This is a genomic window from Capnocytophaga haemolytica (assembly GCF_001553545.1).
GTDB classification, from domain to species: domain Bacteria; phylum Bacteroidota; class Bacteroidia; order Flavobacteriales; family Flavobacteriaceae; genus Capnocytophaga; species Capnocytophaga haemolytica.
In genome coordinates, this window is the sequence record NZ_CP014227.1 from 1,236,674 (window position 1) to 1,250,089 (window position 13,416).

At 41.1% G+C, this 13,416-nt stretch carries 14 protein-coding genes and 1 pseudogene; 4 read left to right on the top strand and 11 right to left on the bottom strand.

Annotation, left to right across the window (positions count from 1 at the left end; translation table 11 throughout):
- Nucleotides 1-124 precede the first annotated feature (124 nt).
- The 8 genes and pseudogenes from AXF12_RS12500 to AXF12_RS05430 all read right to left on the bottom strand — a co-directional run bounded on the left by AXF12_RS12500 (nt 125) and on the right by AXF12_RS05430 (nt 7,191).
- Nucleotides 125-367 (bottom strand): DoxX family protein, encoded by a 243-nt coding sequence (locus tag AXF12_RS12500; RefSeq protein WP_231909939.1) that lies wholly within the window; start codon nt 365-367, stop codon nt 125-127.
- Entirely contained in the window at nt 364-498 is a 135-nt protein-coding gene (locus AXF12_RS12650; RefSeq protein WP_257721647.1) for a hypothetical protein, read from the bottom strand. The genes AXF12_RS12500 and AXF12_RS12650 overlap by 4 nt, the downstream gene beginning before the upstream one ends.
- Nucleotides 499-656: 158 nt before the next feature.
- Complete coding sequence (locus AXF12_RS12505) at nt 657-803, bottom strand: helix-turn-helix domain-containing protein (RefSeq protein WP_231909938.1); 147 nt, start codon at nt 801-803, stop codon at nt 657-659.
- Nucleotides 804-968, bottom strand: a pseudogene (locus AXF12_RS12720) (MarR family transcriptional regulator); the annotation flags it as partial. It abuts the gene before it with no gap.
- A gap of 150 nt (nt 969-1,118) precedes the next feature.
- Nucleotides 1,119-2,237 carry a DNA polymerase III subunit beta gene (dnaN, locus tag AXF12_RS05405; protein WP_066429004.1) on the bottom strand — a complete coding sequence of 373 codons (1,119 nt, stop codon included), beginning with the start codon at nt 2,235-2,237 and terminating at the stop codon, nt 1,119-1,121.
- A gap of 215 nt (nt 2,238-2,452) precedes the next feature.
- Nucleotides 2,453-3,547, bottom strand: coding sequence for a hypothetical protein (locus AXF12_RS05410; protein ID WP_143325065.1), 1,095 nt, complete (start codon nt 3,545-3,547; stop codon nt 2,453-2,455).
- A 735-nt stretch (nt 3,548-4,282) separates the two neighbouring features.
- Nucleotides 4,283-6,109, bottom strand: a complete 1,827-nt coding sequence (locus tag AXF12_RS05425) for an ABC transporter ATP-binding protein (RefSeq protein WP_066429010.1) — start codon at nt 6,107-6,109, stop codon at nt 4,283-4,285.
- Nucleotides 6,109-7,191: an AMP-binding protein gene (locus AXF12_RS05430; RefSeq protein ID WP_066429011.1), complete on the bottom strand. Its 1,083-nt coding sequence runs from the start codon at nt 7,189-7,191 to the stop codon at nt 6,109-6,111. Before AXF12_RS05430 ends, AXF12_RS05425 begins: the two co-directional genes overlap by 1 nt.
- Nucleotides 7,192-7,574: 383 nt before the next feature.
- Here AXF12_RS05430 and AXF12_RS05435 point away from each other — a divergent pair, with 383 nt between their 5' ends.
- Together AXF12_RS05435 and AXF12_RS05440 are read left to right on the top strand one after the other, a co-directional pair.
- Nucleotides 7,575-8,075: an Lrp/AsnC family transcriptional regulator gene (locus AXF12_RS05435; protein WP_066429012.1), complete on the top strand. Its 501-nt coding sequence runs from the start codon at nt 7,575-7,577 to the stop codon at nt 8,073-8,075.
- Between the two features lie 4 nt (nt 8,076-8,079).
- Nucleotides 8,080-8,694 carry a deoxynucleoside kinase gene (locus AXF12_RS05440; protein ID WP_066429014.1) on the top strand — a complete coding sequence of 205 codons (615 nt, stop codon included), beginning with the start codon at nt 8,080-8,082 and terminating at the stop codon, nt 8,692-8,694.
- Nucleotides 8,695-8,740: 46 nt separating this feature from the next.
- Here the strand turns inward: AXF12_RS05440 and AXF12_RS05445 are convergent, their stop codons facing one another.
- The 3 genes from AXF12_RS05445 to pfkA form a co-directional block, all read right to left on the bottom strand.
- Complete coding sequence (locus AXF12_RS05445) at nt 8,741-9,598, bottom strand: N-acetylglucosamine kinase (protein ID WP_066429016.1); 858 nt, start codon at nt 9,596-9,598, stop codon at nt 8,741-8,743.
- A gap of 134 nt (nt 9,599-9,732) precedes the next feature.
- A complete protein-coding gene (gene gap / locus AXF12_RS05450; RefSeq protein ID WP_066429018.1) occupies nt 9,733-10,734 on the bottom strand; it encodes a type I glyceraldehyde-3-phosphate dehydrogenase in 1,002 nt (333 codons plus the stop codon).
- 73 nt (nt 10,735-10,807) lie between these two features.
- Nucleotides 10,808-11,788: a 6-phosphofructokinase gene (pfkA, locus tag AXF12_RS05455; RefSeq protein ID WP_066429020.1), complete on the bottom strand. Its 981-nt coding sequence runs from the start codon at nt 11,786-11,788 to the stop codon at nt 10,808-10,810.
- Between the two features lie 463 nt (nt 11,789-12,251).
- On the opposite strand from pfkA, the gene AXF12_RS05460 reads away from it, so the two are divergent.
- On the top strand, nt 12,252-13,010 hold the full coding sequence (locus AXF12_RS05460; protein ID WP_066429022.1) for a tetratricopeptide repeat protein: 759 nt from the start codon (nt 12,252-12,254) through the stop codon (nt 13,008-13,010).
- A gap of 8 nt (nt 13,011-13,018) precedes the next feature.
- Nucleotides 13,019-13,372: a hypothetical protein gene (locus AXF12_RS05465; RefSeq protein ID WP_066429024.1), complete on the top strand. Its 354-nt coding sequence runs from the start codon at nt 13,019-13,021 to the stop codon at nt 13,370-13,372.
- Nucleotides 13,373-13,416: the final 44 nt, after the last annotated feature.

The window sequence follows — 13,416 nt, forward strand, 5'->3', positions numbered from 1 at the left end:
TTCAGCAATTTGGTGGCAAAGGTACGATAATTATTTGGAACTGTAAAATATGAATGCAAAAAATATTGGCAAAGAAATCTCATAAGAGAAATTCCTTTGCCAATAGTTATTCTTTGGGTTAGGTTTAGCAAACGTGTTTTCCGCAAAGTCGTGCGCTGAGTTCTGGCAATCGCAAGAATCCCGCTATCCAGATGGCTACTTCGATGCCCGTCTGCAACGCCAATGGCTCTTTGCTTGCCAGATGCACTGCCATCGCGCCTGCCATATAGCACGCCATCAAGAGGAAGCCTAAGATAGCTGTCCGCGGTATCCAAAAGAGTACTACGAAGAGGATCTGCAAAGCTCCCAGCATATAAAGGGTTGTCATTCCGCCTGCAACAGTGCTGCGGTGGCTTCATTATCTGCACCTCCCGTGAACTTCGATGCGCCTGTGTATAAAAAGCAAAAACTCACCAAGGCTGAGAAGATGTAGCCAAAGATTTTAAGTGTTTTGTTCATATTAATCTATTTTTACTAAAAACTCAGTGGTTATTTTTTCGATCTCAGTGAGGTATTCGGCAAAGATGTTTAGTTTTTCTAACTTCTTGATGCGCATCATATCATCCTCGAACTGCTGCATACCCAAATAGTTGATTACTCGTAATACGAAATCTTTTTCATAAGTTCTCTAAGAACTCACTAAATCGTTTGTCAAAAGGGAAGGATCGGTAGTATTTTCGTTGTTTGCCATCGCGAGTTTCGTAGAATATAAGGTTTAAATTGACCAACGCGGAGAGGCTTTCAGAGAGTGTACTCTTACTCATATCCAATTGTTTTTGTAATTGAACAAACGAAAGCCCTTGCTTGCTACCATCGATTACTAAGGCAGAAAGTATTTTTGCTGTTATAGGTGAAATTTTGTATAAACGTCTGAAAAGTTCGGATATTGCTACTATTAGATCTTGTTTTTCTTTCTCAAAAACCTTCATTTTTATAAAAATTTAACTAGAATATTTATCTCAGGGGGCAAATGTACTACTTTTTAAATTACTGACAAAGAAAATTGAGAAAAAAAAGCACCTCGTAGAAAAAAATATTCGAGGTGCTTCTATTAATTTTATGAAAAAATATGCGTTTTTTTAGCTGTTGAGCATAATCGGCATCGCTAACATCAATACTTTTTCGCCTTCATCCAGTCCGTCGTTTGGAGTGATGATACCTGCACGGTTCGGGAAGGACATTTCAAGCATAATTTCGTCAGAACTAAGGTTGCTGATCATCTCTTTAAGGAATTTGGAGTTAAAACCGATCTCCATATCGTCTCCCTGATAGTTGCAAGTGAATCGCTCTTCACCTTTATTACTATAATCAACGTCCTCGGCTGAAATTACTAAGCTCGACCCCGCTATCTTTAAGCGTACTTGGTGTGTGGTTTTGCTCGAAAAGAGTGATAGACGGTTGATAGAGTTATAAAATTGCGAACGATTCAGTATTAGTTTGTTCGGATTCTCTTTTGGAATCACCGCATCGTAATTCGGATACTTCCCATCAATTAGGCGACAGATAAATTCCATTTCATCAAATGAAAATTTAGCATTACTTTCGTTGTATTCGATTACAACTTCGCTCTCGCTGCCTGCCAATATCCCTTTGAGGATGTTCAGAGGCTTTTTAGGAACAATAAACTCTGAATTTTCGCTGGCTTTGATATCTCTACGTTCATATTTCACCAATTTATGAGCATCAGTACCTACAAAAGTCAGTCCCTCCTGACCAAATTCGAAGAAAACACCACTCATAGTGGGGCGTAGATCATCACTACCTGTCGCAAAAATCGTTTTTTGAACAGCTGTAGCCAATATATCACCCATTATGCTCACTTTATGTGCTTCAGGAAGCTCCACAGGGCGCGGGAACTCCTCACCATCTAAGTAAGCAAGCGAGTATTTACCCGTAGTAGAACTAATTTCGATACTATTATTGTCCTTTACTAAAAAGGTGAGCGGCTGCTCTGAGAAAGTCTTCAAAATATCCGTCAATAGCTTTGCTGAAACTGCAATACTACCCTCTGAATCAGACTCTACCTCCAACGAACCCCTTACTGTAGTTTCTAAATCCGATGCTGAAAGCGTCAATGTGTTTGCCGATAACTCGAATAGGAAATTATCAAGGATTGGCATCGTGTTGTTACTGTTGATAACGCCTCCTAATATCTGTAATTTCTTTAATAAGGCTGAACTTGATACAATAAACTTCATTTCTTTATAATTTTTAGTCAAAATATCGTTTCCGAATATTTCTCGGAAATTCCATTGCAAAAGTAGTTAAAAAAAATAAACCAACCAAATTTTTCTTCTACTTTATTTACCTTTTGTTTAACTTTTATTTTCGATAAAAATATAACCCATTGTTAATAAGTGAATTATATTTTCGTTGGCACTGGTATATTTTTGTTAAATAAAAGTCTTCGAACCTATCGAATGCCCTTCATTATTCGCTTTCCTCGTATATAATACACGATACTTAGCAGTATAGCCATATAGATGCCCAGAGCGATTGGTAGGAAAATGAAATACAGCACCGCGTAGCCGTCTCCTTTGCCTCCGTCGTCTAAAATGAAGTGTATCAGATCGTGAGCATAGAGAAAAGCGAAGTAATGCACCACCATCGCAACCAAACTTCCGAGCCATAACACCCAGTAAGAGTGTTTTTTTATCAACCATCGCGCCTGAAAATACATCACGATCAGCGCTGCTATCACTGCATAGCCAAACGGACCTATATAAGTCAATGCTTCTTGCCACCAAGTGTATTTTTTTTCAAAGAAAAGCACAAATGCTTCCTCTGAAATGTTTGTTTTACACCTCAAAATGTTATTTTTAACGCTCACATCGGTAATATTATAGCTTCCGTTGGGAAAAAATGTAATATCTTTGGGCATTTTTACCTCTATTTGTATTTCTCCGAAGCTCTTCCAGAATTGTGAAGGGTATAGATTGTATCTCAGATCGTATTTTTGACCAAAACCACGTACATTTTCGCTAAAAAAAGCATTATATTCTACATAAACGACGTTCTCACCCTTATTGAGATCGACCGAGAAGTATATAAGTTCCTCTGGGCTCACTGAATAACGCGCCATTCCATCACCGTTGAAGTCTATATCCACTCCTGGGAGACTGTCGTGCGTTTTTAGAAAGGGAAATTCACTCAAATTATCCTTATTAAAGGTATTAAAAGGGATATTTTTCCCATTTGCAATGATTTTAGTTATCATTTCGGGGTTATAATCGCTTGCGATGAAGAGCAAAGGCAGTTTTCCATCCTTTTCGGAGGTAATATGATAGGTAATTTCGTATTTTGCTATCCATTTTACGTTACTTTCAGGGTAAATAGGGTTTTTATAAGGGGTAAATTCAATCAAAATATGCTCTTTATCCACTGAACAATCCCTACTTCCGAAGATGACAGAGGTATCGTTGCCATCGGTATAAGGTTGACCCATATTGGCAAAGCTGTTGAGACTCCAAAGAGTGCTCAAAAGGGTAAAAATAAGGTTTCGTATCATTATTTTAACGGTTTTTAGGCTTCAACGAATGCTTTTAAGGCTTCATTGAAGGGGCTGTTTTTGTGATTTTAGCAATAAAATGAGTTTTTTAATGATAATTATTTAACGATTTATGCTAAATATAAGTAAGTCAATCATATTTATCAGTCGTTTAATAATAATTATCACAGCGCGAGTGATAAATATGAGTGATTTACTCATAATTATGAGTCCGCGACCGCTCCGAAGCATTAAATTACTCATATTTATCATTAAATTAATGGTCTGAAGCATTAAATGACTGCTTCGAACCATTAAATTACTGGTCTGGAGCATTAAATCAATCATATTTATGTTTAATTTAATGATATAAACCATTAAATTAATCCTTCAAAGGTTTAATTTACTCATATTTATCATTAAATTAATGGTCTGAACCCTTAAATCACTCATCTGAACCTTTAAATCACTCATCCGTATGATTAAATTAATGGTCTGGAGCATTAAATCAATCATATTTATGATTAAATTACTCATCCGTATGATTAAATTACTCATATTTATGATTAAATTAATGGTTCGAACCTTTAAATTACTCATCTGAACCATTAAATTAATGGTCTGAACCCTTAAATTACCCCTCCGAAGCATTAAATTAATCATCTGGAGCATTAAATTACTCATCCGTATGATTAAAAAAATCCTCCGAAGGATCACTTTAACCCTTCGGAGGTTTATGAGAGCGGTTCGTAGGTTTTACGACTCAAACGATTGCATTTCAACGAGTTTCTTATACATTCCGCCACGCTGTAGTAGCTCTATATGGGTGCCCTGTTCCACTATTTTGCCCTTCTGCATCACCACGATAAGGTCAGCATTCTGTATGGTTGAAAGGCGGTGGGCAATGACAATCGAAGTGCGGTTTTTCATCATCTTTTCGAGCGCATCTTGCACCAATCGTTCGCTTTCGGTATCGAGTGCAGAGGTTGCTTCATCCAAAATCATTATTGGTGGATTCTTCAATACCGCTCGGGCAATGCTCAAACGCTGTTTTTGTCCGCCACTGAGCTTACTGCCCCCATCACCGATATTTGCCTCAAAACCTCTCGGCAGATTCTCAATAAATTCAAGCGCATTAGCCACCTTTGCCGCCTCTGTGATTTCCTCAGCACTTGCCTGCGGATTGCCTATCAATAGATTGTTGCGCACCGTATCGTTAAAAAGTATCGAATCCTGCGAAACTACACCGATAAGAGCGCGTAAACTGCTCGTTTTCATATCCCGAATATCTACCCCATCGATGAGCACTGCTCCCTCATTCACATCGTAGAAGCGCGTGAGCAGATTGGCAATCGTGCTCTTCCCACTACCCGACTGCCCCACCAGCGCAACCGTTTTCCCTTTGGGTATATCAAGTGAAAAGTCTGTAAGCACATCCTGCTTGTCATACCTGAAAGTGATATGCCTTAGAGAAATAAGCTCCTTAAAATCAGAAATCGCTACCGCATCAGCCTTTTCCTTAATAGGATTGTCATATTCGAGAATCTCAAGGATACGCTCAGCCGAAGCATTGCCTTTACGCATATCATACGATGCCTTGCTGATAGCTTTGGCAGGCGTTAGAATGTTATATGCCAAGCCCATAAAGGCTATAAACTGCGTGCCATCAAGCGTTTTACTGTCTAATACCAACATACCCCCAAACCATAAAAGCACCGCAATCATTAATATCCCAAGGAACTCGCTGGTAGGGGAGGCAAGGTTCTGGCGATTCATCAACCCATTGCTCATACGGCTAAAAAGATTACTCGACTCATTGAACTTCTTAGCAAAAATACCCTCCGCATTGAATGCCTTCACTACACGCAAACCCCCCACCGTTTCCTCTATCAATGAGAGAAACTTTCCCTGCTCTTGTTGCACCTTCGTAGAATGCTTTTTGAGTGATTTACCAATCTTAGAGATGACAACTGCCGCAATCGGAATAAAAATAAAGGTAAATAACGTCAATTGCCAACTGATGCCCAGCATCACCAAAATAGAGAAAATAATCGTCAGTGGCTCGCGTATGAAAGTCTCCAAACCCGATAGCAATGAGTATTGCACCTCATTGACATCGCCCACCATACGCGACATTATGTCGCCCTTTCGCTGTTCAGAGAAAAAGGCAAGTGGCATACGCACAATCTTGTTGTAGAGCGCATTGCGCAAATCCCTCAGAACACCATTTCTAAGATATGTAATGAAAAAAGACGCCAGATAACTGAACAAATTCTTCATCAAAAACAGCGACAATACCAATGCAATGACCAAGCCCAGCGCCATTGAACCGCTTTCGCCCGCATACGCCGTTACTTTATAGTTCAAGTACGCCTTGCCATAAGTGCCTAAGTCAAACACACTGCCAGAATACACCGGCGCAGTGGTTAGCCGCTCAGCTTTGCCAAAGAGAACATCCAACATCGGGATCAGCGCCACAAATGATAGGGCACTAAAAAGTGAGTAGAGAATATTAAAAAAAATATTCAAGCCTGCGTACCTTTTGTAAGGCAATATAAAAGGAATAAACTTCTTTAACTTCATTATTTAGCGTATTTCTTTACCGTATCTTCACGCTTTATCTTCTGATTGTCTGTGTAAACAAACTCAGGGACGAAATATATCTTGCGGGGCACTTCGTACTTTAAGATATCCTTATCCATATACAAATCGTGCGACAAGGTGGCATAATCCTCTTCCTTGCCTTCAACGTAAAGCACAGCGCGCTGCCCCAGCTCGTTGTCGGGCTCCTTGGTGATGAAGTAATCACCCTTGATATACTTCTTTAGCTTGCACTCCACGCTCTCAGGGAATACTTTAAAGCCGCCCGAATTGATGATATTGTCGTATCTACCCAACCACTCAAACTCGGTAGGGGAGAGGAGCTTGACCATATCATTGGTAACCACTTTGTGATCCGCGATAAGCGGCGCATCAATCACCAAGCAGTGTCGATCGTCTTGTGAAAAGGTAACGTTAGGCATCGCCTTGTAAGTACTTTCGTGGTGAGTGCTGTGATTAACTCTGCGCATCGCAATGTGCGAGATCGTTTCAGTCATCCCGTAAGAAGAATAGATCTCCGTAGGCACGCTTTGCAACTTAGCCTCTAGCTCACCGTCGATTGACGCCCCGCCGAGGATGAGTTTCTTAATGCGATGCAAGTCGTACAGCGATTTTGAGGCTTGCAAAGGGATCATCGCCGAGAAATCGTAATCCTTATGCGTCAAAGCAAGCGGCATTGACGACGGTTGTACGATATCTAAGTTCAAACCGAGCACAATAGAGCGGATAATCATCATCTTACCAGCGATAAAGTCCGCAGGAAGGCACAACAACGCCGTATCCTTGGGGTGTAAATGCAAAAAATGACCCGTAGCAAGCGCTGAATTGACCATATTCTGCTTCTTTAGGTGGATAACCTTTGGGATGCCTGTCGAACCAGATGTTGTGGCCTCGATATAATCGTTGTTGTCCAACCAATCGAGCAAGAATTTGCCTACCGACACACGGTAAGGCTCGCCATCTTTGATATACGCGGAGGCTAAGATAATCATACGGTTCTTATTAATAGAAAATCCGTTGATTTTAAAATCATTGTGTATGAATCTGTAATCTATATCATTCATTTTCTAAAACTTTTAATACTAAAATAGGCGACAAAAGTAGTACTTTTCGCCGAGATGAACAAAAATATCTTTGGAAAACTTTTTTGATGGCTTAAAATATGAATTTTAAAAGGACTGTTATCAAAGTAAATCTTACTAAAATAGGTTTGCTATCTACTTTTTTGTATTGATATTTTGAGAAAGACTTTCTCTAATAAATTAGCAATATTTTTGCCAGAATATTAAGATTAAAATAATACTTTTTCGAGAGATAGTTATATTAAAAGAAGTTTATATATCGTTGATTAACAAAGGTTTCAGAAAATAATGCAAAAAAAATGTGTTTTTTTGGCGGCTGTTTAAAAAAATATTACTAATTTTACCCCCACTAAATAGATAAAGTTATGTACACATTAGACCACATTGATTTGATGTTATTAGACGAGCTACAACAGGATAGTAAACAATCTATCAAGAAGTTAGCGGAGAAAGTAAACCTGTCGATCACTCCTGTGCACGAGCGCATCAAGAAATTGGAGTCGCTGGGCGTCATCGAGAAGTATGTTGCGGTGATCAACGGGAAGGAAATAGGCAAAAAGTTGGTGGCTTACTGCCAAGTGAAGTTGCTTCGACACCAAGGTGAGTTGTTTGAGGAGTTTGAGAATTATATCAAAACGCTCGACGAGGTGCTTGAGGCTTCTTATATGGCGGGGGCTTATGATTTCTTGCTGAAATTGGTGCTCAACGATATGGATGAATACCAGAATTTTGTGGTTCACAAGATTTCTAAGCTGGAAATTATCGCCAATATCCAGAGTTCGTTCGTTATTCAGGAGATTAAGAATACTTCGATGATTAAATGCTTGCGCGGCGAGGCTGAAAGTGTGATAACTATTAATAAATAAGCAAATGCACATAGCCATTGCAGGAAATATAGGTGCAGGCAAGACGACGCTTACCTCGCTTTTGGCAAAGCATTACCATTGGGAGGCGCATTACGAGGATGTGGTGGATAATCCGTACTTGGACGACTTTTACCACCAGATGGAGCGTTGGAGTTTTAACTTGCAGATCTATTTTCTTAACAGTCGGTTCCGCCAGATATTGGATTTTCGCGAACGTGGCAATGATATTATCCAAGACCGTACCATTTACGAGGATGCGCATATTTTTGCGCCGAACTTGCACGAAATGGGGCTAATGACGGGGCGCGATTTTGAGAATTATCGCTCGCTCTTCACGCTGATGGAGCGTTTGGTGCTGCCGCCGGATTTGTTGATATATCTGCGCAGTTCGGTGCCTAATTTGGTGAATCAGATCCAAAAACGCGGGCGTGAGTATGAGAATTCGATCTCTATCGACTATCTCAACCGCCTTAATGAGCGTTACGAGAAGTGGATTAAGGAGTACGACAAGGGTAAGTTGCTCATTATTGATGTTGATCATATCAATTTCGTGGATAATCCTGAGGATTTGGGTGATATTATCAACAAAGTAGATGGTTTATTATACGGATTGTTTTAAAAAATAAAGGCTCTCGATTGAGAGCCTTTTGTTTTGAAGATGATTTCTATTGGAAATACTTGTTTACGTGGAAAGCGACCAATCCGTCGATTGGCTTGCGCAGTACGGTGCCTATTTTCAGGTTGTTTTCGGTGAGCACTTCTTCCAAGATGTCTTGAAGGAAGAATGCGATGCTTCCTACGAAGTTGATAGGCACTTCGTAACGGGCTTCGTACTGTGAAATCCAGTGGTCGACGAAGAGCTGCATCCCGCGTTTTACCAATGCTCGGCAGTATTCGTGGTTTTTGTTCTCAACGATGAACTTTGCAAAGCTGGCTAAGTAGCTGTTGGGGTTAGGCATCTTGTAGAGATGGTTTTTCACGGTATCGGAGTTGAGTTCGTACTGGCTCTCGAACTTAGCGCATAGTTCGGCAGGCATACGCTTGAAGAAGTAATCGATGATCAGGCGTTTGCCATAGTAGTTGCCACTTGATTCGTCCATAAGGATGTAACCTAATGAGTCAACGGCTTGTTCGAGTTCTTTACCATTCCAATAGGAGCAGTTAGAGCCTGTCCCCATAATGCAGACGATGGCTTTGTCCTCCGGTTTGGTAGTTGCGAATACGGCTGCAAACGTATCTTCCTTAACTTCGATCTTCGCATTCTTGAAGATGGTTGTAAGGCAGCGTTGTGCGAACAAACGCGCGCGCTCGGTGCCGCAACCTGCTCCGTAGAAGTAAACCTCAGCGATGGCATTGCGGTTTTCGAAGAGCTGGTAGTTAGTGGTGATACGTTCTACGAAGATTTCTTCGGTGAGCACCTCAGGGCTTAGCCCCAATGTTTGGGTGAAGAATAATTTCTCTCCTTTGCTATTCAAGGCTGTCCAGTCTGCCTTGGTAGCGCCACTGTCAATAATTAATATCATATTGTTTTAGTTTTAATATTTGTAAATTAGAAAAAAAGAAAAGTAGAAAAAGGGAAAATTAGGATGATATATGTTTGTGTATTCCTTGTTGTTTTCCTCTTTTTCTACTTTTCTACTTTCTATTCTTCTACTGACTATAAGCTCGCGATATGTTGAGCCAAATCAACCAACTTGTTTGAATAGCCTACTTCATTATCGTACCAAGATACTACCTTGAAGAAGTTCTCGCTAAGTCCAATACCTGCTTTTGCATCAAAAGTAGAGGTGTTTTTGCAACCTACGAAGTCTTGTGATACCACCAGCTCGTCAGTGTAGCCTAAAATACCTTTCAATTCGCCCTCTGAAGCCTTTTTCATTGCAGCGTTGATTGCGTCTAATGTAGTGGCTTTCTTAGTGCGGAAAGTAAGGTCTACTACTGATACGTCCGCAGTTGGTACGCGGAATGCCATACCTGTGAGTTTGCCGTTGAGCTCAGGGATTACCTTACCTACTGCCTTAGCTGCCCCTGTTGTAGATGGAATGATGTTGTTCAAGGCTGAACGACCACCTCTCCAGTCTTTCTTTGAAGGACCGTCCACAGTAAGCTGTGTAGCGGTAGTAGCGTGTACGGTTGTCATCAATGCTTCTTCGATGCCGAAGTTGTCGTGAAGCACTTTTGCAACGGGTGCCAAGCAGTTTGTGGTGCAAGATGCGTTAGATACGATGGTGTCGCTTGCCTTTGCACTCTTGTGGTTTACCCCCATTACGAACATAGGCGCATCAGCTGATGGTGCTGAAATAACTACCTTCTTAGCACCCGCGTTGATGTGTGCTTGCGCTTTCTCAAGGGTAGTGAAGATACCTGTACATTCAGCCACTACGGTTGCCCCGATTTCGTTCCACTTAAGGTTGTTAGGGTCTTTCTCAGCAGTGATACGTACGGTTTTGCCGTCAACCACCAAATGACCGTCTTTTACCTCTACTTTGCCTTTAAATCTGCCGTGTACTGAATCGTATTTCAATAAGTAAGCGATGTAATCTACATCGAGCAAGTCGTTGATACCAACGATTTCTACATCTTGTCTTTCATAAGCTGCACGGAACACCAAACGACCAATGCGTCCAAATCCGTTAATTCCAATTTTTAATACTGACATAATTTTATTATTTATTTAATTATTATTTGATTATTATTTAACTGTACACTATACACTGTGCACTATACACTGCCTAAGTTGCCATAATTTCAGCAACCCTCAGCAGTTCAGGGTCTACCGCAGTGCTGCCTTTGATGGCTTTTTCAAGAGGAGTAAGTTCCATCTTCTGGTTGCGGATACCCACCATATAGTTTGACTTGCCCTCTAAGAGCGACTCCACAGCTTTCACGCCCATACGGCTCGCCAGCACACGGTCGAAGCAACTTGGGGCACCCCCACGCTGCATATGTCCGAGCACCGATACGCGTACGTCGTAATCAGGGTGATTTTCTTCTACGTATTCTTTCAATTCGAATACATTCTTGCCGATCTTATCACCTTCGGCTACTACTACAAGGCTTGAAGTCTTTCCTGCCTTGCGGCTCTTCTCAAGCGACTCCAACAAGTGCTTCAGCCCGATGTTTTCCTCAGGTATCAATATTTCCTCAGCACCTGCGCCCACACCCGAGTTCAGTGCGATGTGCCCCGCATCGCGCCCCATCACTTCGATAAAGAAAAGGCGGTTGTGCGAGCTTGCTGTATCTCTAATCTTGTCGATTGCCTCAATCACTGTGTTGAGTGCGGTGTCGTAGCCCAAAGTAAAATCGCTACCGTAGATGTCGTTGTCGATCGTCCCTGGAATACCGATCACAGGGAATCCGAACTCTTTGTTGAAGAGCAGTGCCCCCGTGAAAGAACCATCACCCCCGATGACCACCAGCGCATCTACACCCGCTTTTTTCAAGTTTTCGTAAGCCACCTTACGACCTTCAGGCGTCCTAAAGTCCTTGGAGCGCGCTGATTTGAGGATTGTTCCCCCTCTGTTAATAATATCGCGAACGCTGCGTGCGTTCATCTCTTCAAAATCGCCTTCTATCATTCCCTGATAGCCGCGATACACGCCTACAACTCCCACCTTGTGGTAAGCACACGTGCGCACCACTGCACGGATAGCGGCGTTCATACCAGGGGCGTCTCCCCCTGAAGTAAGTACTGCTACTTTCTTAATTGACATTGTTCCTTTTAATTTTTTGCGGCGTAAAATTACGACGATTTTTTCAATTGGCAAAATAAATTTAACACTTTTTTTGTGATGTTTTTTTTAAGTTATAGTAAATCAATTAATAACCCTAAAATAATTTTCGTAATAACGTACGTACTTTTACATAAATTTGGTATAAAATTCATTACATACCCCTCAAATAGCTCTCTTGGGGTATACTATAATAATAGGTGAAATATTTTCATACTAAGGTCAATGCCATCTCCTAATCTTATCGAACCGATAACGGATCAATAACGGAAAAGCCCTACTTAAAAACTTATTTTCTTTCATTGAGCAAACTACCCCATTACGTCTTTTTTTTGTAAATAATCTCTAAGAAAAGTGCTTTTATGAAATATTTTTGTACCTTTGCCCTCTCTTAGGGAAGCCTAAGTGTGTTTTAAGCAATGAATACTAATTTAATACGCAAGTGATGAAGAAAGTTTTATTCCTACTTACAATCGTGATTTCGTGCTATCTACAAGCACAAGAAACGCCTTTTGAAACCCTTTTGAAGAAGGCTCAAAAAGGCGATGCCCAAGCCCAATACGAGGTAGCTGACCGCTATGACAAGGGGCGGGGTACCGAACTTAATTACAAAGAGGCTTTTAAATGGTATAAAAAAGCAGCAGAAAAAGGGCAGCTTGACGCTCAGTTTAAGCTCATTGACATATACAGCACTCATATTAAGAATGAGAAAAAGGCACACCAGTGGACTAAACGCTTCTTAAAGCGTGCCAATGCCCAGTCTGAAAAGAATGATGCTAAGGCTATGTATCTATTGGCATTGTATTACAATAGCCAAAGTCAGCAACTCTTTAAGAAAGCTGTAAAACAACAAGAAGCAAAGGTAAAAGACGGTGATGCAAAGGCAGCTTATGAGCTTGCCCAGATGTATGACAATAAGCTCAACAACCAAGGAGCTGCTAAGAAATGGTATGAAAAGGCAGCTCAGTATGGTGATAGCGAGGCACAGTACAAAACAGGAATGCTCTACTTGCAGTTGCAGAACCGAAAGAAAGCTATCTTCTGGCTTAAAAAAGCCCTTGCAAATCAAGATATAGCAGGCTATACAAAGATATTAGCCAACAACGAGCTCCGCCGTATAGATAAGGGTTATGCCCGCACACACAAGAAGATGGATGGTGCTATGTATGGCGATATGCCTATACCTGACTATGAAGAGGAGTAATAATTTGTATGAATAAAGAAGAAAACTTACAACTGCGCTGGGAGACTTTAGTGGGGAAGCTCTCAGCGATATTTGCAGAAGGAGAGCGCATTAACCTTGATGGTATCCTTTATCTCATTGGGGTACAGGAGCTCGGGCAGGGCGTTCGCCGCTATTACAAGGACGAGAAGGTGAACTTGATGCACATTGCCGTATGTCGCCTCTTAGAGCCTTATGGGTATTATCAGTACGCGCATACCGACGAAGAGGGCTGGCCTCACTATACTATCGCTACACCTCTACCCGCTCTAAGCCCTGAACAGCAAACACTTCTGATGCAGGAAGCTATCGTGCGTTACTTTACAGAGAATGATTTTTTATAGCGTAAATAGGGGCTATTTATCTTTTTATTTGTACTTTTGCTGCC

Bases quoted from the DNA above. Each gene is read 5' to 3' on its own strand.
- AXF12_RS12500 (WP_231909939.1), bottom strand. From the start codon at position 367: ATGACAACCCTTTATATGCTGGGAGCTTTGCAGATCCTCTTCGTAGTA.
- AXF12_RS12650 (WP_257721647.1), bottom strand. From the start codon at position 498: ATGAACAAAACACTTAAAATCTTTGGCTACATCTTCTCAGCCTTGGTG.
- AXF12_RS12505 (WP_231909938.1), bottom strand. From the start codon at position 803: ATGAGTAAGAGTACACTCTCTGAAAGCCTCTCCGCGTTGGTCAATTTA.
- dnaN (WP_066429004.1), bottom strand. From the start codon at position 2,237: ATGAAGTTTATTGTATCAAGTTCAGCCTTATTAAAGAAATTACAGATA.
- AXF12_RS05410 (WP_143325065.1), bottom strand. From the start codon at position 3,547: ATGATACGAAACCTTATTTTTACCCTTTTGAGCACTCTTTGGAGTCTC.
- AXF12_RS05425 (WP_066429010.1), bottom strand. From the start codon at position 6,109: ATGAAGTTAAAGAAGTTTATTCCTTTTATATTGCCTTACAAAAGGTAC.
- AXF12_RS05430 (WP_066429011.1), bottom strand. From the start codon at position 7,191: ATGAATGATATAGATTACAGATTCATACACAATGATTTTAAAATCAAC.
- AXF12_RS05435 (WP_066429012.1), top strand. From the start codon at position 7,575: ATGTACACATTAGACCACATTGATTTGATGTTATTAGACGAGCTACAA.
- AXF12_RS05440 (WP_066429014.1), top strand. From the start codon at position 8,080: ATGCACATAGCCATTGCAGGAAATATAGGTGCAGGCAAGACGACGCTT.
- AXF12_RS05445 (WP_066429016.1), bottom strand. From the start codon at position 9,598: ATGATATTAATTATTGACAGTGGCGCTACCAAGGCAGACTGGACAGCC.
- gap (WP_066429018.1), bottom strand. From the start codon at position 10,734: ATGTCAGTATTAAAAATTGGAATTAACGGATTTGGACGCATTGGTCGT.
- pfkA (WP_066429020.1), bottom strand. From the start codon at position 11,788: ATGTCAATTAAGAAAGTAGCAGTACTTACTTCAGGGGGAGACGCCCCT.
- AXF12_RS05460 (WP_066429022.1), top strand. From the start codon at position 12,252: ATGAAGAAAGTTTTATTCCTACTTACAATCGTGATTTCGTGCTATCTA.
- AXF12_RS05465 (WP_066429024.1), top strand. From the start codon at position 13,019: ATGAATAAAGAAGAAAACTTACAACTGCGCTGGGAGACTTTAGTGGGG.